This window comes from Nocardia rhamnosiphila NBRC 108938 (assembly GCF_000720425.1).
GTDB classification, from domain to species: Bacteria; Actinomycetota; Actinomycetes; order Mycobacteriales; family Mycobacteriaceae; genus Nocardia; species Nocardia rhamnosiphila.
Genome location: NZ_JOAJ01000012.1, coordinates 79,848 through 103,019 on the forward strand (window position 1 = coordinate 79,848; position 23,172 = coordinate 103,019).

A 23,172-nucleotide genomic window follows, 5' to 3' on the forward strand; every position below is an offset into this window, starting at 1 on the left:
CCTCGAGATATCGGGTGTGAACTACTGGCCATGGCGGGCTCCACATCTCGGGTCGATCGATGCGAAGCGTACGCCGGTCACCGCGCACCCGGACCGCATTCGCCATACCCGTCCGGACCCACCGAGCCCCTCGATCAGGCCGACCCTGCCCGATCCCCGACCGATATCCGGCCGGTGACCAGTAGCAGTATGTCGGCGATCGGCGCGGCCAGCGGAGCGCCTACTCCGGCCGACCACTCCGTATCCGTCGCGATCAGGCGGTGACCGGCCAGTACGCGCTGCGCACGGAAAGGCCGTCCCATCCGCCACACCCGCTCGACCGACCACCGCGCCGCGTCCACCGGCATCTCGCGCCGCATACCGAGCGGTACCGCGATGTCCTGTCCGTGTACCAGCAGATCCATCAGCCGATCGAGGGCTGTCGTACCCACTGGGGTGTGGCGCAGTTCGATCACGGCGCGCAGTTCGGCGAGAAGAGCCTCGGACGAGCGGCGGTTCGCGTAGCGGACAGCGGTCGCGAAGCTCATCCGGTCGAGATCGCCGCGAGCGCGAAGCAGTTCCCACAGGATTTCGCCGGCTCCGGCGCGTGAGGTGAGCAGGATATGGGCGACGACGTCGCGGATCCGCCACCCGGCACACCATGATTGCCGATCCCACTGCTGTTCGGTCAACCCGTCCAGCAGCTCCGCCAGACTTCTGCGTTCGGCAGCGACGGCCGCCCAGACTTGTTCGCCGGAAGCGATCTCGGTGCTCACTGTCCTACTACCTCCTGTGCTCGATGGCCTCCGCTACGGTAGGAACTCCACCCGGGTGGAGGTTCCAGTAGAAGTGACTCACATCACAGACTTGCGCGGTGCGGTGGGCATCGGAGAAGCGTCGCGGCGCACCGGTCTCCCCGTCCGGACCATCCGGTTCTACTGCGACGAGGAGCTCCTGCCGACCCACCGCACCAGCGGCGGCCATCGGGTGTTCACCGCGGAATCCCTCACCCGATTGACGTCGATCCGGCGGTTGCGCGCCCTCGGCCTCGGCCTGTCCGTGATCGCCGCGATACTCGCCGACGAGGACGCCACCCGCGATGCCGTGGCCGGCGAGCGGGTGGCGGTGGAAGCCGAACTCGACGCGCTGTCGTGGCGGCACGCGGTGTTGCTCGCGCTCGAGGGGACCCGCGACGAGGATCGTACGGTGACGCTCGCGCGGCTCGCCGGGGTGGCCGAACGCGGGGCGGCCCGCGATGTACTCGTCGGATTCTGGCGTCGCGTCCTGGCCGCGATGCCACCGGGGCTCTTCGACGAGTTCGTGGCGATGGATATTCCGGCGGTACCGGCGACGCCTACCCCCGGACATGTTCTCGCGGTCGCCGAGCTGGCGGAATTGGCGCGGAGTCCGGAACTCGGGCGGGAGATATCCCGTCAGCTGTGGCTGTCCGATCGTGTGTCGATCCGCGACGAGCGGGCCCTGATCGCCGAACTGGCGCCCGCGCACACCGGCGCCGCGCAGCGCGTACTCGCCGGTGCCGACCCGGGGCCCGGCCCGGAATTGGACCTGTTCGTCGCCGCGCACGCCGCGGCCCGGGGCAGCCGGGACACTTCGGCCTTCCGTCGCAGGCTGGCGGACGGTGCGACCGGTCATCCCGCGGTTACTCGGTACTGGGCGCTGACCGCCCGGGCGCTCGGCACCCCGTATACCACCGGCACCACTCAGGAATGGCTGCACACCGCTCTCGCCCGGTCACTGGAGCCGCGCGGCGGGTGACCCAAGCCGACGCGCCGGCACCGTAGGGTGCGGTGGTTCCGCTACGGGCGCGACGCCGACAGCACTGCGCCGCACGAACCCGGTGGTTCGTGCGGCGCAGGATATGCGGAGCGGACGGGCGTCAGTTACCCGGGCGCGGGACGTCGCCGCGCCAGCCCCCGCTCTCCTGGGGCCTGGACTCGATGAAGTTCTTGAACCGCTCCAGATCGCCCTTGATCCGGCGATCCAGCAGGCCCGCCTTGTCGGCGACGTTCTCGGCGAATCCCTCCGGATCGATATCCATCTGGGTGATCACCCGGGTGGTCGAATCATCGATACGGTGGAAGGTCACGACACCGGCGTGTTCCGGACCGCTGTTCGAGCGCCAAGCGACCCGTTCCTCCGGATGCTGCTCGGTGATGGTGGCGTCGAATTCCCGATCGGCGGGGCCGATCTTGATCTTCCAATGCGTATGTGTGTCGTCGATCTGGTCGACTCGTTCGACGCCTTCCATGAACTTCGGGAACGACTCGAACTGCGTCCACTGGTTGTACGCGGTGCGGATCGGTACCTTGACCTCGGTGGACGCGGTGACAGTGCTCATGGGACAACAACCTCCCTCGGGTCCGGTACGACCGCTGCCGCCCGTAGTTCTGCGGCACCGGCCGGCCGGACAGTCGGCTTCGGTACGTCGAGCGGCTACCCCCGCCCCGGAGGCACAAACCCCGCTACCGAAGATCGACTCGGCGGATTGACCGGACGGATTCGGGGAAACCCGGGTTCGACAGGTACACAAACTCTTTCGAGGAGGTGGACCGTGAGCACCGTCGCCACGACACACAGGAACCGCCGAACAGCCGCCATGATGACGACCCGGTTCGGACGTCCGGGGTCCGCGCGCTCACTGCTGATCGCCTGGATGGCCCTCATGGCCTTCGTCAGCCTGGCACTGGCCCTGCTCTGACCGGCCGCCGGCACCCGCGGCGGGGTCAGTAGGCCCCGTCGCCCCGGGCGACCGCCCGCAGGGTGCGGGCAATGATCCGCAGGTCCAGCAGCATGGACCAGTTCTCCACATAGGAGATGTCCAGTTCCACCGATTCCTCGGGAGACAGGTCCGAGCGGCCGCTGACCTGCCACAGTCCGGTGATCCCAGGCCGTACCAGCAGTCGCCGGCGCATCACACCGTCGTAGGAATGGACCTCGCGGCGGACCTGCGGCCGCGGTCCGACGACGCTCATATCGCGGAACAGCACATTGAAGAACTGCGGCAGCTCGTCGAGGCTGTACCGGCGCAGGAACCTGCCCACCGGGGTCACCCGTGGATCGTCCTTGAGTTTGAAGAACAGCGGGTTGCCGCCGTGGGCGCTGATCAGTGCGGCGGCTTCCCGGTCGGCCCGCACATACATACTGCGGAACTTGATCATCCGGAACGGTTTACCGTCCATCCCGATCCGCTCCGACAGATAGAAGACCGGCCCGGCGCTGGTGAACTTGACGGCGGCGGCCAGCACCAGCAGTACCGGCGCGATCGCGGTGAGGACCAGGGCGGAGAAACACAGATCGAACACCGCCTTGCCGAACGAGAGCGCCCGATCGTACTGGGGCCGTTCGATGTGCAGCATCGGAATACCGGCCAGCACCTGGCTCGACATCCGGGTACCGGAGATGTCCATGATGCCGGGCGCGACGATGAGTTCGGTGCCGAACGCGTCGAGATCCCAGGCCAGCCGGCGGATATCGCGCGGGCCCAGCCGGTCGGTGGCCATGACGACCACGGTATCGGCGCCGCTGCGGCGGACCGCGCTGCGCACCGACCGGTCGTTGCCGACGATCGGGATTTCCCGCTGCCCGACGCGCAGTGCGGCGGGTTCGTCGAGGGCGTCCCCGGTGGGGGTGCAGACCCCGACCACGTGATAGCCGTGCATCTCCTGCGCGGACAGCGCGGTCGCGACGGCACGGGCGGCGTCCGGACTGCCGACGACCAGGACCGAGCGGCGATAGCGGCCCAGCGCCCGGCGCCGCACCGCGTGCGCGCGCCACAGCGCCCGGGTCGACATCAGGCCGAGCAGACCGAGCGGGAGCGCGATCACCAGGTGGGCGTGCGCGATATCGACGCGCAGGATCAGCGAGACGATCGCGATCGTGCCGAACAGCTGGAGAGTCGCCGAGAGCAGGCGGCGGTATTCGTCGGCGCCGGCACCCACGGTATGGGGGGACCGGGAGCCGTTCCAGCCCAGCAGAATCGACCATCCGGCCGCAATGCCGAGCGTGAGCGCGGTGGTACGCGGCTCGAATTCCCAGCCCAGGGAGCGCCCGGGCGCGATGCTGAACAGTTGCGCGCACAGAGCCGCCGCGGTGACCACCGCGATATCGGTCCGGGCGAGCCGGCGGACATATCCGGCCCGCCAGGAGTCCCGGTCACCGGGATTCGGCAGGTGCAAATCGACCGCGCCACCGACCACACGGAGATCCAGAACCATGAAACGTACCCGCTTGAACTTCGAACGACCGTGCCCCGGCTGTCGTGCGCGACAGCAGATCACACGCTTTTTCCAGGAAGCCCGGCCTTCATGACAGGAAGGCCGGGCCGATCTTGTTGCAGAAGTATTGCCCCCATCGACGCCGGGCACAAGTGCTGGAATCGGAATTCCCACCAGAGACGGTTCCGTACCGGCGCCGAATACCGGGAAAGGACCCATTTCGGTTGTCCACCATCGTTATCCGGGCACCGATCGTTACAGGGTTTGCTGAACATATGCCGTAGGTCACTTCTGCGCAAAAGTCCGCGCGGACCGTGTCGCAGATGCGCCGGATTGGTGCTATTTTTTCCGTCGATCGGCAGAGAGAAGATGCTTCTCGGGGCTGCGGGGCGCCGCCGATGTACGTGACCGTTCGAGTGGAGCCCGAGTGCATTGTCGTTTGTGTGAGTCGTCCCGGCTGGCCAGTGTCGTCGACCTGGGGGCGACACCTCCTTGCGAGAGTTTCCTCTCCGAGGAACAGCTAAACCTGCCGGAATCCACCTATCCGCTACATCTCCGGGTGTGCGCGGACTGTCTGCTGCTGCAGATACCGGCGCTCATCACGCCCGAGGAGACATTCACCGAATACGCCTACTTCTCGTCGTATTCCGAGTCCTGGATGCGGCACGCGCGCGAGTTCACCGGCGCGGCGGTCGCCCGGGTGGGTCTCGGCCCGGATTCGTTCATGGTGGAGGTCGCGAGCAACGACGGCTATCTGCTGCGCAATGTGGTGGCGGCCGGTATCCCCTGCCTTGGCATCGAGCCCTCGGCGAACGTCGGCGCGGCCGCGCGGACGGCCGGCGTGCCGACGCTGACCGAGTTCCTGACCGAGGACTCGGCCCGCCGGGTGCGCGCCGAATACGGTGCCGCGAACCTGGTGGTCGCGAACAATGTGTACGCCCACATCCCCGACCTGCGCGGTTTCACCCGCGCGCTACGCACGCTGGTCGCCGAGGACGGCTGGATCTCGATCGAGGTCCACCATGCGCTGAACCTCGTGCGGCACGGCCAGTTCGACACGATCTACCACGAGCACTTCCAGTACTACACCCTCGCCTCGGCGCAGCGGGCGCTGGCCACGGCCGGGCTGGCGGTCGCGGATGTGGAAACACTGCCGACCCACGGCGGATCGCTGCGCATCTGGGCGCGTCCCGAGGCGGTGGCCGAACCATCGCCGCGGGTCGCCGAACTGCTGGCGATCGAAGCGGATACCGGCCTGCACGCGATCGAGGGCTACCGGTCCCTGCGCGAACAGGCCGAACGGGTACGCCAGGATCTGCTGCGCTTCCTGCTCGACCAGAAGGCGGCCGGACGGCGGGTGGTCGGCTACGGCGCGCCCGGTAAGGGCAACACCCTGCTCAACTACTGCGGTATCCGCCCCGACCTGCTCGAGTACACGGTGGACCGCAATCCGTACAAGCACGGCCGATACACCCCGGGCACCCGCATACCGATCCATCCCCCGGAGCGGATCGACACCGACCGCCCCGATTTCGTGCTGGTGCTGCCGTGGAATCTGGAAACTGAACTCACCGCGCAGCTGCGCCATATCGGGGAATGGGGTGGACAGCTGGTGTTCCCGCTGCCCACCGTCCGGGTGGTCGCCCCGAGCCCGGCGGAGGTCGCCGCGCGATGAAGGTCGTGTTGTTCTGCGGTGGGTACGGAATGCGGATGCGCAGCGGGGAGAACGACAGCCCGCCCAAACCGATGCAGATGGTGGGCCCGCGGCCGCTGATCTGGCATGTCATGCGCTATTACGCGCATTTCGGGCATACCGAATTCATTCTCTGCCTGGGCTACGGCGCCCACCACATCAAGAATTTCTTCCTGACCTATCAGGAGACGATGTCCAACGATTTCGTCATCCGCGACGGCCGGGTCGAATTACTGCACTCCGATATCGCCGACTGGACCATCACCTTCGTCGATACCGGCCTGGAATCGGCCATCGGGGAAAGATTGCGCCGGGTGCGCCCCTACCTCGAGGGCGACGATATGTTCCTGGCCAACTACTCCGATGTGCTCACCGACGCCCCGCTGGATCTGATGATCGACCGGTTCACCGCGTCCGGCGCCGCCGCATCGATGATGATCGTGCCGCCGCAGTCGTCGTTCCACTGCGTGGATGTGCTGCCCAGTGGCGAGGTCAAGCAGATCACCGCGGTCGGCAAACTCCCGATCTGGGAGAACGGCGGCTATTTCGTACTCACCCAGGAGATCTTCGATCATCTGCCGGAAGGCGGCGACCTGGTGGAGGACAGCTGCGGGGCGCTGGCCGCGCTCGGCCGGCTCTACGGTTACCGGCACGACGGCTTCTGGAAACCGGCCGATACGTTCAAGGAACGCGCCGAACTCGACGCCGGATATCACCGGGGCGACCGCCCGTGGATGGTCTGGGAGCGGGCCGCTTCGTGATCACTCTCGCTCCCGCGCGACTCGGCGAGGTCGCGCTGCTCGGCGCGCACTGCGACGATATCGCCATCGGAATGGGCGCCACCCTGCTGACCCTGACCCGCGGAAATCCGGGACTACGCGTGCGGGCGCTCGTCCTGTCCGGCGGCGGCACCGCCCGCGCGTCGGAAGAGAACGCCGCCCTCGAACGTTTCTGCGCGGACGCCGAGCTGGACCTGACGGTGCTCGACGTGCCGGACGGGCGGGCTCCGGCGCACTGGGACCGGGTCAAGAGCGCGCTCGCCGAGTTCCGGCGCGATACCGACCCGGAGCTCGTCTTCGCCCCGCAGCGCGGCGACGCCCATCAAGACCACCGGCTGCTGGCCGAACTGGTGACCACGGAGTTCCGCGATCATCTGGTACTCGGCTACGAAATCCTCAAATGGGAGACCGATACGCCCCGGCCGGTCGTCCTGCATCCGGTGGCACCGGAGATCGCCGCGGAGAAGGCCCGGCTGCTGGCCGAATGCTATCCCTCGCAAGCGCACCGCGACTGGTTCGACGAGGCCGCGTTTCTCGGTCTGGCGCGGATCCGTGGCGTGCAGTGCCACAGCGAGTACGCGGAGGGGTTCGAACTGATCAAAGCCGTCCTCGATCTGGGAGGTGTGTAGGAGTGCGCGTTCTCGTCACCGGTCATCAGGGTTATCTCGGCACCGTCATGGTTCCGGTGCTGCGCGCCCGGGGGCACGAGGTGATCGGACTGGACGCCGGCTGGTTCGCCGACTGTGTCCTGGGCCCCGCCCCGCAGGACCCGCCGCAGCTGGCCGTGGACCTGCGGGATGTGACGATCGAGCAGCTCGAGGGCTTCGACGCCGTCGTGCATCTCGCGGCGCTGTCCAACGATCCGCTGGGCTCGTTGGTCCCCGAGATCACCCACGACATCAACCATCACGCGTCGGTGCGGCTGGCCCGACTGGCCAAAGAGGCCGGGGTGCGCCGCTTCCTGTACGCCTCCACCTGCTCGGTCTACGGCGCGGCCGGCGACGGACTGGTCGACGAGAGCGCACCGCTGCGCCCGCTCACCCCCTACGCGGAGAGCAAGGTGCGGGTGGAAGACGACCTGGTGGCAATGGCGGACGACCGTTTCGCACCGGTGTTCCTGCGCAATGCGACGGCGTTCGGCTTCTCGCCGCGGCTGCGCGCCGATATCGTGCTCAACAATCTGGTCGGCCACGCCGTACTCGACGGCGTGGTGAAAGTGCTCTCCGACGGCACGCCGTGGCGGCCGCTGGTGCACGCCGCGGATATCGCCGAAGCGTTCGCGGTCTGCCTGGAGGCGCCGGTCGCGGCGATTCACGCCCGGGCCTACAACATCGGCACCGAGTCCAACAACCGCACGGTCGCCGAGATCGCGCAGGCGGTCGCGGAGGTGGTGCCCGGCTCCGAGGTACTGATCACCGGGGAATCGGGGGCCGATCCGCGGTCCTACCGGGTCGACTTCGGCGCCGCGCGCCGGGACCTGGGGTTCGAGGCGCGCTGGACCATCCCCGAGGGGGCCGCGCAGCTGTACACCGAGTACACCGCCGGCGGACTGACCGCGGCCGATTTCTCGGGCCGGTTCGTACGTCTGGCGCGGTTGCGGCAACTGGGTGAGTCGGGCGCGGTGGACGAGACGCTGCGGCGGGTCAGGACCGGTGTGTGAGGTGTGTGGTGAGCAGTTCCCGCCAGCTGCCCGCGGCCCGGTCGCGGGCGGAGACCAGCGTGACCTCCTGCGGCCAGGTCAGTGCGAGATCGGGATCGTCGTAGGCGACGGCGAGGTCCTCGGCCGGATCGTGCGGTCGGTCGATGCGGTAGCACACGTCCGCGGTGTCGGTGAGCGCCTGGAAACCGTGCAGGAACCCCGCCGGCACGTAGAGATGCCGGAACTCCGCGTCGTCGAGCAGGAACGCCTGGCTGCGACCGAAGGTGGGCGAATCGGGCCGGATATCGACGAGAATGTCGTGCACCGCGCCATGCGCGCAGCGCACCAGTTTGGCCTCACCGCGCCCGCCGCGGCCGTGCATACCACGCACCACCCCGCGCGCCGACCGCGACTGCGAATCCTGCACGAACGCGGCGGACGCGCCGGGACCGAGATGGGCGTCGAAGATCTCGGTGTCGAAGGTACGGGTGAACAGGCCGCGGGCGTCGCGGAAGGGTTCGGGCACCAGGATCAGCACATCGGCGAGGTCCGCCTGTTCGATTCGCACCGGGTGATGGTGCCATGAGCGGATCCGATACGGCGCGCGGCGGCCGCGCGGCCCTGCTCGAACCGCCCCCGGCCGACCCACCGGGCTGCCGGGCCTGCCGCGGCACGGAGCTGGTGACGGTACTGGATCTCGGGGCGATGCCGGCGGCGGATCACTTTCCGCCGGCCGACACCACCCCGCGGCCGGACGAGGCCGCCCACCCGCTGGCGATGGTGGTCTGCCGCGGCTGCGGGCTGGCGCAACTGGCACACGACGACACGGTCACCGCCGAACCGCGCGGCGTGGAGCCGCGCGCACTGCGCGAACAGGCCGCCGCCGCGGTGCGGCGGGTCGCCGGCGCCGGTCTGCTGCGGGGCCGGACCGTGCGCGAGTTCGCCAGCCCGCACGGGGGCAGCTGGCTGGAGTTGCTGGCCGAGCGCGGGTTCGCCGTCTCCGCCGGGCCCGCCGATGTGGTGCTGGATTCGTTCGGTCTCATGCACGAGCGCGATCAGGCGGCGGCCGTGGCCGGCCGGGCGGCGGCCACCGCGCCCGCCGGGGTGCTGCTGCTGCAGTACCACCCGCTGCACACGATCGTGACGCAGGGCCAGTGGAACGCGCTGCGGCACGGCCATTTCGCGTACTACTCCCTGCCCGCACTGCGTGCGCTGCTGCGCGGCGCCGGGATGTCGGTGGTGGACGCGTGGGATTTCGACCTGTACGGGGGCACGGTGCTGCTGGCGGCGGTGCACGGCACCGCCGAACCCGGTGCGGCGGTATGGCGGATCCTGGACAGAGAGGCCGGCACGGCCGACCCGGATGTGCTGCGCGGTCTGCAACGAGCGGCCGACCGGCACACCGAGAGCCTGCGCGCCACCCTGGAATCCGCGGCGGCACGCGGCGAGCGCGTGTACGCCTACGGAGCGGCCTCGCGCGCGGTGGCGTTGTTCTGCCGTGCGGGGGTGCGGCGGGAACTGCTGGCGGGGGTTGCCGATGCGGCACCGGCCAAACAGGGCCGGCGGATGCCGGGGACGGATGTGCCGATCATCGCCCCCGCCGACCTCGTCACCGCCCGGCCGGATCGAGTGCTGCTGACGGTGCCCGACCTGCTCCCCGAGGTATCCGAGCGGTTCCCCGAATTGGCCGGACGCTGGTTCACCGACGATCCGGCCGAACCGGCGCGGGAGCGGCCCATCCGGTAGTACCCCCAGCCCGCGGGCGTGCGGACCACTGCTCCTTCGCACCCCGGACGGTTCCGCGAAACCACACGTTCCGGCGATCGGACCAACCGATCCACGGGCAGAAAACCGTTGCCTCGGATACGCCGTCATCCCCCGGCGTATCCCCTTCCATTCCATCGAAAGGATCACCAGTGGTCAGCGTGTCGATCTGTGTCCCGGCCTACGAGGCCGCGCGGACACTCGAACAGACGCTGCGTTCGATTCTGAGTCAGGACGTCGACTTCGAACTGGTGGTGCTCGACAACGCGAGCACCGACGCCACCGGCGAGATCGCCGCGTCCTTCCACGATCCGCGGATCCGGGTGGAACGCAACGCCACCACGCTGGCCATCGGCGACAACTGGAATCGCGCCATCGCGCTGTCCACCGGAGAGCTGGTGAAAGTGGTGTGCGCCGACGATATCCTGTTGCCCGGTTCGCTCGCGGCGCAGCTCGAGGTGATGGCCGATCCGGCATTCGCCATCAGCTCGAGCCGATTCCAGGTGATCGACGAACAGGGCGAGCTGGTGGAGACCGGTCTGGGCCTGCCGGGTCTGGACGGGGTCCGCACCTCCCGGGCACTGGCCCGCACCATTGTGCGCCGCGGACCCGCCGAATTCGGTCCCACCGCCGCGGCGATGTTCCGGCGCGCACACTTCGACCGGGTCGGCGGACTGCGCGGGGACCTGGTGTTCCCGATGGATGTCGACCTTTTCGCGCGGGTCGGGCAGTTCGGATTGTTCTTCGGCCTGACCGAGGTGGCGGCGGCCTGGCGGGCGTCGTCGTTCAATCTCTGCGCGCGCACCTCGACGGTGAGCAAACTCAGCGAAACCCTGCGGTTCCACCACCGTCTGGCCCGGGACTGCCCGCCGCTGGTCTCGCCGCTGGATGTGACCATCGGCGATCTGCGGCTGGCGCGGACGGCACTGGAACGGTTGCGGGTGCGGGCGGGGCAGTTCGCCCGGGCCCGGATCGGGTCGCGCCGATGAGCGCGCCGGCCGCGGTGCCGCGGGTCCATATGACCGGATCGGAGTGGTTCGGGGCCGCGGCGGGCGGGCTGAACCGCTACTTCACCGATCTCTTCGCGGCGCTGGCCGACCGGCCCGACGTCGAGGTCTCGGCCGCCGCGTTCGGTGACGCACCGGCGGGCGGGCGGTCGTGGGGACCGGTCGGGGGCTCCACATGGCATCGCGCGCGCACCGCGTTCCGGGACGACCGGCCCGCCGCGTCCGGCCGGGCGACCGTACTGGACCGGCATTTCGCGCTGTACGGACCGCCCGATGCCCGCACACGGCACCTGGTGGTGCATTTCCACGGGCCGTGGGCGGCGGAGAGCCGGGCGGCCGGCGGCAGTGCGCTGGCCGCCGGCGCGAAATACGCCCTGGAACGGTTGCGCGCCCGGCCGGCCGACCGGTTCGTCGTCCTGTCCGAGCACTTCCGGGACCTGCTGGTGCACGACTACCGGGTGCGACCGGAGCGAGTGGCGGTGATCGCGCCGGGTGTCGACCTGGACCGGTTCCGCCCCGCTCCGCTGCCCGGCGACGCCGCGCCGCTGGTGCTCTGCGTCCGCCGGCTGGAACACCGGATGGGTATCGATGTCCTGCTGCGGGCCTGGCCCGCGGTGCGGGCCGCCCACCCGGAGGCCCGGTTGGTACTGGTCGGCACCGGTACGGCCGAGGCGTCTCTGCGGGAACAGGCGCGCGATCTGGGGTCGAGTGTCACCTTCACCGGCCGGGTCACCGACGCCGAACTCACCGGCTGGTACCGGCGGGCCACGGTCACCGTGGTGCCGTCGGTGGCGCTGGAGGGTTTCGGGCTCATCGCGCTGGAATCGCTGGCGGCAGGCCGCGCGCCGGTCGTCACCGCGTGCGGCGGCCTGCCGGATTCGGTCCGCGGCCTGGACCCGTCGCTGATCGTCGCCCCGGGCGAGGCCGGCGCGCTGGCCGCCCGGCTGGCCGCCGCGCTCGACGGCACGGTCCCCGACCCCGGCCGCTGCCGGGCGCATGCCGAAACCTTCTCGTGGTCGGCGGCCGCCGACCGGCATATCGCCCTCTACCGGGAGCTGACCGGATGATCCGCGCCGTGTTCCTCTCCCATACCGCTGAGCCCTCCGGCGCCGAACTCGCGACACTGCGGCTGCTGACCGCCTTGCGCGCGGGCGGCACGGTGGACGCGTCGATGCTGCTCACCGCCCCCGGGCCGCTGGTCGACCGGTTTCGCGCCCACCGGATACCGGTCACCGTATGCGGCAACGCATTCGACAGCCGCTCGCTCACCGTCGACGGTTCCGGACCGCTGCGGTTGCTCAGCGGGGCGGCCGGCCTGATACGGCTCGGCGCCCGCCTCGGGACGATCGTCCGGACCGAAGGCGCCGATGTGGTGGTCGCCCAGAGCACGAAGGCGCTGCTGATGGGCGCCGTGGCCGCCCGGCGCGCCGGAGTGCCTCTGGTCTGGCAGGTCCACGACCGGGTCAGCGGCGAATATTTCGGCCGTGTCCTGGCGTTCGTGCTGCGGATGCTGGGCTGGACGGTCGCGCGCGGCCTCGTCGCCAACAGCCGGTCCACCCTGCGCACCCTCTACACCGGGGGCCGGGTCGCGGTGATCGCCCATCCAGGCGTCGAGCCCCTCGCGGCCCCGCACCGGGCGGCCCAGCGTGATCCGGACGCGGTGCGGATCACCATGGTCGGACGCCTCACTCCGTGGAAGGGGCAGGAGATCCTGCTGCGCGCACTTCCCCTGCTGCGCCACCGGCCGGCCACCGTCCAGTTGGTAGGTGGCACATTCTTCGGCGAGCAGGACTACCGCGCGCACCTGGAGCGGACGGCCGCCGCGCTCGGACTGCCGGTCGAATTCACCGGTCACGTCGACGATCCGGGCGCCTACTTCGCTCGCGCCGATATCGCGGTGCACTGTTCGGTGCTCGCCGAACCCTTCGGACAGGTGGTGGTGGAAGCCATGGCCGCCGGGTGTGCGGTCGTGGCGGCGGACGCGGGCGGCCCGGCCGAGATCCTGCGGTCCGAGGTCGACGGTCTGCTGACCCCACCCGGCGACCCCGCCGCGCTCGCGGCCGCACTGGATCGGCTCATCGCCGACCCGGCCCTGCGCACCCGGCTGGGTGCGGCAGCACGGGAACGCAGCGCCGAGTTCGGGATCGCGGCCACCGCCCGGGCGGTCACCGGGGTACTGGAACAGGTCACCGGCCGGCGGGCGGTGCGCGCACGATGAATCCCGCCGATCCGCACACCATTCCGATCCGTATCGTCCACCGCCACTATCCGGTGTCGATGGACGGTCTGCGCGTTCCCGACTACGACCTGCCGACCGAGATCATTCCGGCCTTCGCCGACTGGCCGACCGAGAAACTCCCGCTGATCACGACGATCCCGCCGGCGGAGACGGCGCCGCGGACCAAGGCGGCCCGACTGCGGGAACTGGCGACGGTCCTGCGCGATATCGCCTACGTCAGCTTCGGCAAGTACGGCCAGTACCTGGTCACGGTGGCGACCCTGCCGCTGATCGCGCGGTTGCTCGGCGCCTCCGGGATGGGACTGCTGGCCATCGGGATGTCGGCGTACTTCCTCGGCTCGCTGATCGTCGACCTGGGTATCACCTCCTATCTGGCCGCCCGCATCCAGGAGTCGGGTACCGACCGGGAGGTCGTGAACCACACCCGCGGCACCTACCTGGCGATCCGCGGCGGCATCCTCGGCGTGCTCGCGGTGGCGCTGGTGACGGCGGTGCCCGCGGGCGCACCGGACTATCTGGGCATGGTGCTGCTGGGGTTGTTCGTCGGCGGCTTCTGGTCGATGTCGGAGGACTGGGTGCTGATCGGCCAGGGCCGCTTCGGTGCGTCCACGCTGTACCAATCGATCGCCCGCGTGGGTTATCTCATCGCGCTGCTGACCCTGCTGCCCCGGTTTCCGACCGCCGCCATGGCCATGCTGTGCCTGCTCGCCTCCTCGGTGATCAGCCTGGCGCTGACCTGGTGGGACACCTGGCGTGCGTTCGGTCCGCCCAGCCGTCCGCGCGGGGCGTGGAAACTGATCCGCGCGGCACTGCCCGTCGTGACGGGAAGGCTGCTGACCACCAGTTACGGGCAGGGCGCGGCCGCCGTCTACGGCGCGGTGCTGAACGCGGCGTCGCTCGGGCTGTACTCCGCCGCGGACCGGTTGGTGCGGGCGGTGCAGTCGCTGCTGGACCCGATCGGTTTCGCGCTGCTGCCGCGGATGGCCAAACGGAGTGGCGAGGAACGGTTCTGGCCGGACGCGCTCCGCGCGCTCGGGCTCTGTGTGGCGGCGGCGTGCGTCGCGACCGCGGCGCTGTGGGTGGCGGCGCCGCTGGTCATCGGGCTGGTGTTCGGTGACGAGTTCGGCGGCGCGGCCGGTGTACTGCGGCTCGAGGCGCTGATCCTGCCGGCCACCACCGTCACCTCGTTCGTCACCACCGCGATCCTGCCGGTCCGGCAGGACACCGTCGGAGTGCTGATCGGTTCGGCCACCGGCACCGTCGTGGCGGGTTGCGCGCTGCTGCTCACCCTGCGCACCCATTCGGTGTGGACGCTGGCGGCCGGGATCGTGGCCGCGGAATTCGCGGTGGCGATCTGGTATCTCGCGCGGATGCGCGCACTGATCGTGCGGGAACGCACCGCGGGCGCTGCGCAGCCCGCCGGTGCGCAGAGGAGAGGGACGCGATGAGGATTCTGTTCGTCGGCGACGACTGGCTGGGCAGCAACGCCCGCTCGCTCGCCGAGGGGTTCCGCCGACTCGGCCACGAGGTGATCGTGGTCGACTCCACCCCGGTGACCCTGCCGCCGCGGCTGGCGCCGTCGTGGCTGTACGCGAAAACCGGTGAGCGCCGGGCGCCGTGGACGGTGGACCGGGTGCACACCCGGCTGGAGCGAGCCGCCGCCGAACTGCATCCGGACCTGGTGTTCGGTTTCAAATCGGTGTATCTCGACCAGTCCCGGCTGCTGGAGATCCCGGCGGCGCACCATGTGCACTACAGCCCCGACGATGTCTCGAATCCGGCCAACACCACCGCGGATTATCTCGCGCACGAGTCCGAATGGGACATGGTGGTCACCACCAAACGCCACAACCTGCCCGAACTCACCGGCCGCGGCGTCTCCCGGACCCTGTTCGTGCGCAGCGCCTACGATCCGGCCTGGCATCATCCCGCGGCCCGGCGTGGAACCCGGCAGTTCCTGGTCGGTTTCATCGGCGCCTGCCGCCCGGACCGGCGGCCCGGCATGGTCTCCCTGGCCCGCACCTACGGGTCCCAGCTGCTGGTGCGCGGGCCGGGCTGGCGTCGGGTACGCCAGTTGCAGACCACCCGCGCCGCGGTCGCGGGACCGGTGTACGGCGAGGATTTCGCGATCGCGGTGGCGTCGGTGACGGCGAACCTGGTGCTGCTCAACTCCGCCAACCGCGATACCCACACCTGCCGCACCTTCGAGGTGCCGGCGTCGGGCGGGTTGTTCGTCGGTGAACGCACCGACGAACACGCCGAACTGCTCGACGACGGCACCGAGGCCTTCCTGTTCTCCAGCCGCGACGAGCTCGACGAGATCCTGGAACGCTGCGCGCTGTATCCGGATCAGGCGGCCAAGACCGCCGAGGCCGGGTACCGCCGGATCGTCGAGGGCGGTCACACCTATACCGACCGGGCGAAGGAGATCCTGCGTGCGCTGGACTGAACCGCCGACCGCGCGACGGTGCCGATGGTGATCCCGGACCTCATCACCTCGAACGGGCCGCTGCTGGTCGTCGTCGCGGCGCTGGCGACCATGGTGTGCGCCGCCCTGCTCACCCACGGCGTCCTACGGGTGCTGCTGATCGCCCAGGCGGTGTACTGGGCGATGTCCTACGTCGCGCGCCCGGTGGTGCTGCTGACCGTACGACCCGACCCGCATTTCGGTGACAATGTCGCCGACCCGCGGCTGGCCGAAATCGGATACGACGTGGGGATCGAGGCCGCGTTGCGTCCGGTGGCGTTCGGTCTCACCGTCTACGCGCTGATCGTGCTGGTTTTCGCGCTGTGGACCCGGAGCCGGCCCCGGCCGGGGCGGGCGCCGCTGGCCGGCGATCCGGATCTGATCGCGACCCTGTGGGTCCTCTACGTCCTGGGCACCTTCGCCCGGCTGCTCAGTGTGGCCACCGGCGCCGCCGGCCAGGCCGGCGATGTGCAGAGCGCCTCACCGGTGCTGAGCCTGCTCACCATGCCCGCCATCCTGGGCGCGATCGGACTGATCGTCTTCGCCCGGCCGCCTCGGCAGTCCGGCACCATCGCGGTGCTGGGCGTGCTGATGGCCGGCGAACTGTGGTGGACCATGGCCACGGAATCGAAAACGCCGATCCTGGGGGCCGCGCTGGCAGTCGCGGTGCGTTTCGCGCTCACCGGCTGGACCCGGGGCAAAGTGCTCGGTATCGGGGCGGTCTCGGTGACCGGTATCGCCGGCTTCGACTGGCTGCAGTCACTGAAGACCTCACCGTATCTGCGCGCCGAAGCGGCCGCCGTGGACGGGGCCTACCCCGAGAGCGTGCGCCCGTTCCTGAGTCTGCTGCGCCGATTCGACCTGCTCGAAGCCGCCACCGACGCCTACTACGTGGGGCCGAACACGTGGTTGAGCCCCGGCGAGGTGGTCGGACACCTGGCGCGCAGCATGGTGCCGGCGCAACTGCTGGCCGAGGAGAAGCTGCACGCCGGAACCGCCTGGGCGAGCGAGGTACGTGGCGCCTCGGTGGATATGAGCCAGGTATCGGTATCGCTGGCCGAGGGCAATATCAGCGAGGGCTACGTGATCGGCGGCCTGCCGGGGGTCGTCGTCGGAGTCGCGTTCACCGCGGTGGTCCTGGTGGGCTGGGCGCGGTCGCTGTATGCGCGGCATCTGGTGCCGGTGCTGTTCGGTGTCGCGCTGATCGAGGTGCCGGTCGTCTTCGAACGCGGCATGCTCGGCAGCGCCGAAACTCTCGGAAAATATCTCCAGGTCGTGGTGCTGGCCTGGCTGGTCCGGCTGGCCGTGGGCCAGTGGCGGCGCATACACGGACCGCCCGGGCCGCCCGGTGAACCCGATGGACAACCACCGGCCGGACCCGTCGCGGTACCGGTCGGCGCAAGCGTGGGAAGTGAAGGAAAACAATGATGGAACTGCCCGACTACTTGCGCCTGCTGCGCCGCTACTGGGCGGTGCTGCTGGCGGGTGTGGCGCTGGGCGTGGGACTGGCGGCGTATCAGGTCGAATCGACGCCGACCACCTATACGGCCACCAGTACCCTGTACGTATCGATGGCCACCGGTACCTCGGTGGCCGATTCCTACCAGGGCGGGCTGGCCGCTCAGCAGCGAGTGCGGTCCTATCTCGAGCTCGTCACCAGCGACCATGTGGTGGACCGGGTCATCGGCCAGCTCGGACTGAACCTGGACCGCGACGAACTACGCGCCGCGATCGCCGCCGACACCCCGCCGGCCACCTCACTGCTGCGGGTCTCGGTGACCGACGAGGATCCCGAGACCAGCCGGGTGCTCACCGACCAGGTGGTCGCCCAGTTCCGCGCGCTGGTCGACGAACTGGAGACCATCGAGGTCACGGCCGCCCCCGCCGCACGCGTCGCGGTCGTCGACGCGGCGCAGGCGCCCGTCGAGGCGAGTGGCCCGGGCGGGTCCCGGTTGTACGCGGTCGGCGCACTCGCCGGCCTGCTGCTCGGTGCGGGCCTCGCCTACCTGCTGGATCGGCTGAACACCCGGGTCCGCGACAGCGCGGAACTCGCGGCGCTGGGACAGCCGGTGCTGGGCACGGTCGCGCCGGGCACCGACCGGGAGCCGGCCGAGCTGCGGGCGCTGCGGGCCCGCCTGCCCGAGGCGAAACCGCTGATCTTCACGGCACTGGACGCGAATCCCGAACCCGCCCTTGTCCTCGGCGCGGCCTCGGTACTCGGCGCCACCGGCGCACAGGTCCTGGTGATCGATGCGAACACGACCGGTCACGGTGTCTCGGCGCTGCTGCCCGAATCCGCACTCCAGTCGCCCGCGCCGACCGGTGACTGGCCGGTCCGGGACGGAAAGCAGGCCCGCGAGCTGGTGACCGCCGCGTCCGGCCGCACCTCCGCGGCGATCCGCGGGGAGATCTTCGACCCGCCGACGGTGAAACTCGATCTGCGGGGCAAGCCGGCCGCGGCGCTCGACGAGCTGCCGGCGCCCGCGCCGGCGGTCCCCACCGAGACGGGCGCCCGGGCGGCGGACGGGCTGGCCGCCGTCCTGCGTGAGGACGTCCATCTCGACGAGGCCTTCGTGGCCTGGCCGCAGCGATCGGTGGTCGTGCTGGCCCTGGGCAGCCCCGACGAACGGACACCGGATCTGCTGGCCTCCGCGCGCTTCGAGGCGATTCTCGGCGAGGTCGCGAAACGCTTCGACCGCGTGATCGTCGATGTCGCCGCTGCCGACGCCCCGGCCGTGGCGGCCAAGGCGGCGGGCACCGTCGCGGTGGTGCGGCTCGGCAGCGGCCGGCGCGACCGGATCGAGTCGGCGCTCACCGCGCTGACCGCGGCCGGTGCCACCGTCTCCGGGGTGGTCGCGGTGGCGCCCCGCCGGACCTGGTGGCGGCGCTCGTGAGCGAACATCGAGCGCACCGTGACGACGGAAAGCGGCGGATCCAGCGGCGCGATCTGCTCGCGGCGAGCCTGGGCGCCGCCGGAATCGGCGCCGTCACGGTCCCGTTGGTCGCGTCGGGCCCGCCCGCGCCCATCGTGCTGGCGACCGGCACCGCCTCGCCGACCGTGCGCGATATCCGCGCGTTCGGGGCGGTCGGCGACGGGCAAGCCGACGATACCGAGGCGCTGGCCGCCGCGTGCCGCACCGACGGCGCCCCACCGGTGGTGTATCTACCCGCCGGCGAGTACCGGGTCACCGCCTGGCCCGATCTGCCCGACCATTCCGTCGTCTACGGCGACGGCGCCGATGTGACCACGGTGTTCTGCGACCAGGACACCACTCTGGTCGATCTGGAGGGCAAACAGCGGGTCCGTTTCGCGCGCATGGGGTTCTATCTGTCCGGGCCGCAGGCCACCGCGGTCCGGCTCACCGAATGCTTCCGCTGCAGTTTCGATACCGTCCTCATCCGCGGCAACCATCTCGCCGACAACTATCCCCGCTACGCCGCGCAGACAGGTGTGGTGCTGGAGGCGAACACCGGCGGCACCTCGTTCATCGACTGCGATATCAACAATTTCGGTGTCGGGCTGGCCACCTCCTGTATCCAGAATTACGTCACCTCCTCGAAGTTCTCCGGTAATCGCATCGGGGTGCTCGGCACCGGCAACGACCACAACGCCGGATTGTCGCTCGCCAATGTCGAATTCGTCTCCGACAACGACCCGGCGACCACCGACCGTCACCTGTTCGTCGACGGCGCGGCCAACAACTGGTGGCTCACCAATGTGTGGTTCGAGGGCGCCGATATCGCGGTGCAGGTCGGCGCCGCGGGCAAGGGCGGCCCGTCCCAGTTCGGCATGGTCAACTGCAAGGTCGCGGCGCGCTCGTGCGATATCGACCTGATCTATTGCCGGCAGCCGTATCTGGCGAATATCGCCTTCGACGCCGACCCCGGCGGCAGCCCGGCCGAACTGCGGATCGCCGAGGCCGGGTGCCCGGAGGGTATCGCGGTGAATCTGATCTCCGGCGCGGGCACCGAGATCGGCCCGCGGGTGTTCCCCAGCAACTGGCAGGTCCTGGGCCGCGGTCAGACCCACCGGCCGACATTCACCGGCCCGGTCACCGCCCGCGCCGAGGGCGCGGAGGAGATCCTGCGTGCCGTCGCCCCCGACGGTGCGGGCCTGGCCTCGGTACTGGCCAGTGGGGCGTGGTTGTCCGACCACGCCGACGCCGGTGTCGTCCTACGGGATCCAGAAGGCGGGTACTGGCGCCTCGTGGTCGCCCCCGACGGCGCCCTGCGCACCGCGCCGCTGGGCCGCGACCGCCCGGTGCGCTGAGATGACCGCACCTATCCCGGGCACCCGCCGCCGGCGGTGGCGGGTGCCGGTCGCCCTCCTCGTCCTGGCGACCCTGGCGGCGGTCGCCGGATGGCCGGTGTTCGTCCGGCCACAGGTGGATCCGCTCCGCCGCGCCGACGCCATCGTGGTGCTCGGCGGGACCCCGTACGAACGATTCGATGTCGGCCTCGAACTGGCCCGGCAACAGTGGGCGCCGGAGTTGCTGATCGCCGCGTCGACCGGACTCGACGATCCCCGGATGGACCGATACTGCCGTACCGGATATCCGTTCCGGGTCACCTGTTTCGAACCCCACCCGTGGACCACCCGCGGGGAAGCCCAGGAGATCCGCCGCCGGGCGGAGGCGGGCGGCTGGCGGCACATCATCGTCGTCACCTTCACCCCGCATGTCTCCCGGGCCCGCTATATCGTCGGCCGCTGCTTCGACGGTGAACTCACCATGATCGCCAGCCCGAGCCGTACCGACCCCGTGTTCCAGGCCTGGATGTATGTGCGGCAGACCGCCGGATACCTCAAGGCCTTCACCGAATCCGGCTGCTGAGCCGCGAAGGAGCGAGTGTGATCACCGATTTCGGCCGCAGCGCCGGCGTCCAGGCGCGGCTGCACGACCTGGTGCCCGGCGGCGCGCACACCTATGCCCGCGGCGCCGACCAGTACCCCGAGCATATGGCACCGGTACTGGTGCGCGGACAGGGCTGCCGGGTCACCGATTGCGACGGTAACGAATTCGTGGAGTACGGGATGGGGCTGCGATCGGTGACGCTCGGGCACGGCTACCGCCCGGTCGTCGACGCGGTGACCGCCGCCGTCGCCGACGGCGTCAGCTTCTCCCGGCCCACGGTCACCGAACTGGCCGCCGCCGAGGATTTCCTGGCACTGGTCCCCGGCGCGGATATGGTGAAATTCGCCAAGAACGGCTCCGATGCCACCACCGCAGCGGTGCGGCTGGCACGCGCGGTGACCGACCGGATCACCGTCGCCGTCTGCGCCCAGCCCTTCTTCTCCGTCGACGACTGGTTCATCGGGACCACCGCCATGTCGGCCGGAATCCCACCCCAGCCGACCGTCTCCTTCCCCTACGCCGACCTGCCCGCCCTGGAACAGGTGCTGGCCGGGCGCGAGATCGCCTGCGTGGTCATGGAAGCCGCGACCGCACTGCAGGAACCGCCGCCCGGCTATCTGCTCGGCGTGCGAGAGCTGTGCGACCGTTACGGAACGCTGCTGGTGTTCGACGAGATGATCACCGGGTTCCGGTGGGCGGCCGGCGGGGCGCAGCAGGTGTACGGCGTGGTGCCGGATCTGTCATGCTGGGGCAAGGCGATGGGTAACGGTTTCCCGATCGCCGCCCTCGCCGGGCGCCGGGAATACCTCGAACTGGGCGGTTTGCGGACCGACGCGGACCGGGTGTTCCTGCTCTCGACCACCCACGGCCCGGAAACCGGTGGGCTGGCCGCCTTCCGGGCCGTCGTCCACGCCTACGCCACCACCGACCCGGTGGGCCGGATGGAGGCCGCCGGCCGGCGGCTGCGGACGGGGATCGAGGAGATCACCGCCGGACTGGGTATCGGCGACCGGTTGTGTCTCGCCGGACGCCCGTCGTGCCTGCTGTTCCGGACACTCGATCCGGACGGCAACCCGTCCCAGGAGTTCCGCACGCTCTTCCTGCAGGAGTTGCTGCGACACGGCGTACTCGGGCAATCGTTCGTCACCTCCGCCGCGCATACCGACCGCGATATCGACCACACGATCGAGTCGTGCCGCCACGCCGCCGCGGTCTACCGACGGGCCCTCGACCAGGGCACGGTCACCGGCCTGCTCGAAGGCCGCCCGGTGGCCCCCGCGCTGCGCGCCCACGCGGCACCCCGCCGGCTGCTCACCGAGGCCGCCCGGTGACCGCGAACGCTGCCACCCCCGGCCCGGCCACCCACCCCGACTCCAGCGAACGGCCAATGGCGACCGATCGGCCGGGCGGCCCCCGGCTGGCGATCGTGCACGAACGGTTCACCGAATACGGCGGTTCGGAAGCGGTCGTCGGTGAACTGTGCCGGACCTGGCCCGACGCCCGAGTGTTCGCGCCGATCGTCGATCCCGCCGCCGCCCCGGCGATCGCGCATCCACCGTGGGACACCGTCTCCGGAACCCGGTTGTCCCGCCTCTACGCGCTCACCGGAAAACGTTCCCACGCACCACTGCTGCCGCTGGTACCGCGCGCGCTGCGCCGGCTCCCTCTGCGCGCGGAGTACGACGCGGTGGTGGTCAGCCATCATGCCTTCGCGACCCAGGCGGTCTTCGCCACCGACGCGCCCGTCATCGCCTACGTACACAGCCCCGCGCGCTGGGCATGGGATCCCGCGTTCCGGGCCCGGGAAGCCGACGGCCCCGCGGGGCGCGCCGCGCTCGCCGCGCTCGGCGTGCTGGCCCGGCGCACCGAAACCGCCGCGGCGCCCCGGCTGGCGGCCGTGATAGCCAATTCCCGCGCGGTGGCCGACCGGGTCCGGGACTGGTGGGGGCTGCCCGCCTCGGTCGTGTATCCCCCGGTGCACCTGGACCGCTTCGCCGCGGACCCGGCGGTACCGCGTGAGGATTTCCTGCTGTTCGCCGGCCGGCTGGTCCCCTACAAACGTCCCGACCTGGCCATCCGTGCCGCCCAGCGGGCCGGCCTGCGCCTGGTGGTGGTCGGCGACGGCCGGTACCGCCGCCGGCTCGAGGCGCTCGCCGGTCCGGAGACCACCTTCCTGGGCGCCGCCCCGGACGCTGTCCTGGCCGATATGTACCGCCGCTGCCGCGCCCTGCTCATGCCCGGGGTGGAGGATTTCGGAATCGTGCCGGTGGAAGCGATGGCCTGCGGGGCGCCCGTCCTGGCGGTCGGGGCAGGTGGCGCCCTGGACACCGTGCTCCCCGGGCACACCGGCGGACATATCGCGGGCGGAACCGACGAGGAGGTGATCGACGGTTTCGCGGCCGCCCTGCGCGACCCGTCCACCACCGATCTGAACCCGGCCCGGATCCGTGCTCACGCGGAAACATTCGCTCCCCCGGTGTTCCGGGCCCGCATGGCGGATTCCGTCCACCGAGTACT

The 23,172-nt window shown here is 70.3% G+C and carries 21 protein-coding genes and 1 pseudogene; 18 read left to right on the forward strand and 4 right to left on the reverse strand.

The window, feature by feature from the left end:
* Positions 1–134: 134 nt before the first annotated feature.
* Positions 135–755 carry a maleylpyruvate isomerase family mycothiol-dependent enzyme gene (locus IG75_RS0132340; RefSeq protein ID WP_030525148.1) on the reverse strand — a complete coding sequence of 207 codons (621 nt, stop codon included), beginning with the start codon at positions 753–755 and terminating at the stop codon, positions 135–137.
* Between the two features lie 73 nt (positions 756–828).
* Here IG75_RS0132340 and IG75_RS36785 point away from each other — a divergent pair, with 73 nt between their 5' ends.
* The gene (locus tag IG75_RS36785; RefSeq protein WP_051715381.1) at positions 829–1,755 is read left to right on the forward strand and encodes a helix-turn-helix domain-containing protein; all 927 of its coding nucleotides are present in this window, start codon (positions 829–831) and stop codon (positions 1,753–1,755) included.
* Positions 1,756–1,876: 121 nt separating this feature from the next.
* Here IG75_RS36785 and IG75_RS0132350 read toward each other — a convergent pair whose 3' ends face one another.
* Complete coding sequence (locus IG75_RS0132350) at positions 1,877–2,338, reverse strand: SRPBCC family protein (protein WP_030525146.1); 462 nt, start codon at positions 2,336–2,338, stop codon at positions 1,877–1,879.
* A gap of 213 nt (positions 2,339–2,551) precedes the next feature.
* Between IG75_RS0132350 and IG75_RS39435 the strand changes: the two genes are divergently transcribed.
* Positions 2,552–2,698 carry a hypothetical protein gene (locus IG75_RS39435; RefSeq protein WP_156059317.1) on the forward strand — a complete coding sequence of 49 codons (147 nt, stop codon included), beginning with the start codon at positions 2,552–2,554 and terminating at the stop codon, positions 2,696–2,698.
* A gap of 25 nt (positions 2,699–2,723) precedes the next feature.
* Here IG75_RS39435 and IG75_RS0132360 read toward each other — a convergent pair whose 3' ends face one another.
* Entirely contained in the window at positions 2,724–4,214 is a 1,491-nt protein-coding gene (locus tag IG75_RS0132360) for a sugar transferase (protein WP_051715384.1), read from the reverse strand.
* Positions 4,215–4,641: 427 nt separating this feature from the next.
* Here IG75_RS0132360 and IG75_RS0132365 point away from each other — a divergent pair, with 427 nt between their 5' ends.
* From IG75_RS0132365 to IG75_RS0132380, 4 genes are read left to right on the forward strand one after another with little or no spacing between them, the layout of a single operon-like run.
* Complete coding sequence (locus tag IG75_RS0132365) at positions 4,642–5,889, forward strand: class I SAM-dependent methyltransferase (RefSeq protein ID WP_030525144.1); 1,248 nt, start codon at positions 4,642–4,644, stop codon at positions 5,887–5,889.
* Positions 5,886–6,668: a glycosyltransferase family protein gene (locus IG75_RS0132370; RefSeq protein ID WP_030525143.1), complete on the forward strand. Its 783-nt coding sequence runs from the start codon at positions 5,886–5,888 to the stop codon at positions 6,666–6,668. Before IG75_RS0132365 ends, IG75_RS0132370 begins: the two co-directional genes overlap by 4 nt.
* On the forward strand, positions 6,665–7,315 hold the full coding sequence (locus IG75_RS0132375) for a PIG-L deacetylase family protein (RefSeq protein ID WP_030525142.1): 651 nt from the start codon (positions 6,665–6,667) through the stop codon (positions 7,313–7,315). The genes IG75_RS0132370 and IG75_RS0132375 overlap by 4 nt, the downstream gene beginning before the upstream one ends.
* A 2-nt stretch (positions 7,316–7,317) precedes the next feature.
* Entirely contained in the window at positions 7,318–8,346 is a 1,029-nt protein-coding gene (locus IG75_RS0132380) for an NAD-dependent epimerase/dehydratase family protein (protein ID WP_030525141.1), read from the forward strand.
* On the opposite strand, the gene rfbC is transcribed toward IG75_RS0132380, so the two are convergent.
* Complete coding sequence (gene rfbC / locus IG75_RS0132385) at positions 8,330–8,893, reverse strand: dTDP-4-dehydrorhamnose 3,5-epimerase (RefSeq protein WP_030525140.1); 564 nt, start codon at positions 8,891–8,893, stop codon at positions 8,330–8,332. The genes IG75_RS0132380 and rfbC overlap by 17 nt on opposite strands.
* Before the next feature lie 14 nt (positions 8,894–8,907).
* On the opposite strand from rfbC, the gene IG75_RS0132390 reads away from it, so the two are divergent.
* From IG75_RS0132390 to IG75_RS0132445, 12 genes and pseudogenes are all read left to right on the forward strand, one after another.
* The gene (locus IG75_RS0132390) at positions 8,908–10,071 is read left to right on the forward strand and encodes a class I SAM-dependent methyltransferase (protein WP_081877289.1); all 1,164 of its coding nucleotides are present in this window, start codon (positions 8,908–8,910) and stop codon (positions 10,069–10,071) included.
* 170 nt (positions 10,072–10,241) lie between these two features.
* Positions 10,242–11,078 (forward strand): glycosyltransferase family 2 protein, encoded by an 837-nt coding sequence (locus tag IG75_RS0132395; protein WP_030525138.1) that lies wholly within the window; start codon positions 10,242–10,244, stop codon positions 11,076–11,078.
* A gap of 29 nt (positions 11,079–11,107) precedes the next feature.
* Positions 11,108–12,163: a glycosyltransferase family 4 protein gene (locus IG75_RS0132400; protein ID WP_030525137.1), complete on the forward strand. Its 1,056-nt coding sequence runs from the start codon at positions 11,108–11,110 to the stop codon at positions 12,161–12,163.
* Positions 12,160–13,314: a glycosyltransferase family 4 protein gene (locus tag IG75_RS0132405; protein WP_030525136.1), complete on the forward strand. Its 1,155-nt coding sequence runs from the start codon at positions 12,160–12,162 to the stop codon at positions 13,312–13,314. The genes IG75_RS0132400 and IG75_RS0132405 overlap by 4 nt, the downstream gene beginning before the upstream one ends.
* A complete protein-coding gene (locus IG75_RS0132410; protein ID WP_245713398.1) occupies positions 13,311–14,783 on the forward strand; it encodes a lipopolysaccharide biosynthesis protein in 1,473 nt (490 codons plus the stop codon). The genes IG75_RS0132405 and IG75_RS0132410 overlap by 4 nt, the downstream gene beginning before the upstream one ends.
* Positions 14,780–15,784: a CgeB family protein gene (locus tag IG75_RS0132415; protein ID WP_030525134.1), complete on the forward strand. Its 1,005-nt coding sequence runs from the start codon at positions 14,780–14,782 to the stop codon at positions 15,782–15,784. Before IG75_RS0132410 ends, IG75_RS0132415 begins: the two co-directional genes overlap by 4 nt.
* Positions 15,785–15,808: 24 nt before the next feature.
* Entirely contained in the window at positions 15,809–17,230 is a 1,422-nt protein-coding gene (locus IG75_RS0132420) for a hypothetical protein (protein ID WP_063834223.1), read from the forward strand.
* Positions 17,227–18,696 carry a hypothetical protein gene (locus IG75_RS37650; protein ID WP_081877288.1) on the forward strand — a complete coding sequence of 490 codons (1,470 nt, stop codon included), beginning with the start codon at positions 17,227–17,229 and terminating at the stop codon, positions 18,694–18,696. Before IG75_RS0132420 ends, IG75_RS37650 begins: the two co-directional genes overlap by 4 nt.
* Positions 18,693–20,072: a glycosyl hydrolase family 28-related protein gene (locus IG75_RS0132430; RefSeq protein WP_245713397.1), complete on the forward strand. Its 1,380-nt coding sequence runs from the start codon at positions 18,693–18,695 to the stop codon at positions 20,070–20,072. Before IG75_RS37650 ends, IG75_RS0132430 begins: the two co-directional genes overlap by 4 nt.
* A gap of 1 nt (position 20,073) precedes the next feature.
* Positions 20,074–20,634 (forward strand): YdcF family protein, encoded by a 561-nt coding sequence (locus IG75_RS0132435; RefSeq protein ID WP_051715390.1) that lies wholly within the window; start codon positions 20,074–20,076, stop codon positions 20,632–20,634.
* A gap of 20 nt (positions 20,635–20,654) precedes the next feature.
* Positions 20,655–21,986 (forward strand): glutamate-1-semialdehyde 2,1-aminomutase, encoded by a 1,332-nt coding sequence (locus tag IG75_RS0132440; RefSeq protein WP_030525129.1) that lies wholly within the window; start codon positions 20,655–20,657, stop codon positions 21,984–21,986.
* A 56-nt stretch (positions 21,987–22,042) separates the two neighbouring features.
* Positions 22,043–23,161 (forward strand): annotated as a pseudogene (locus IG75_RS0132445) (glycosyltransferase); the annotation flags it as partial.
* Positions 23,162–23,172: the final 11 nt, after the last annotated feature.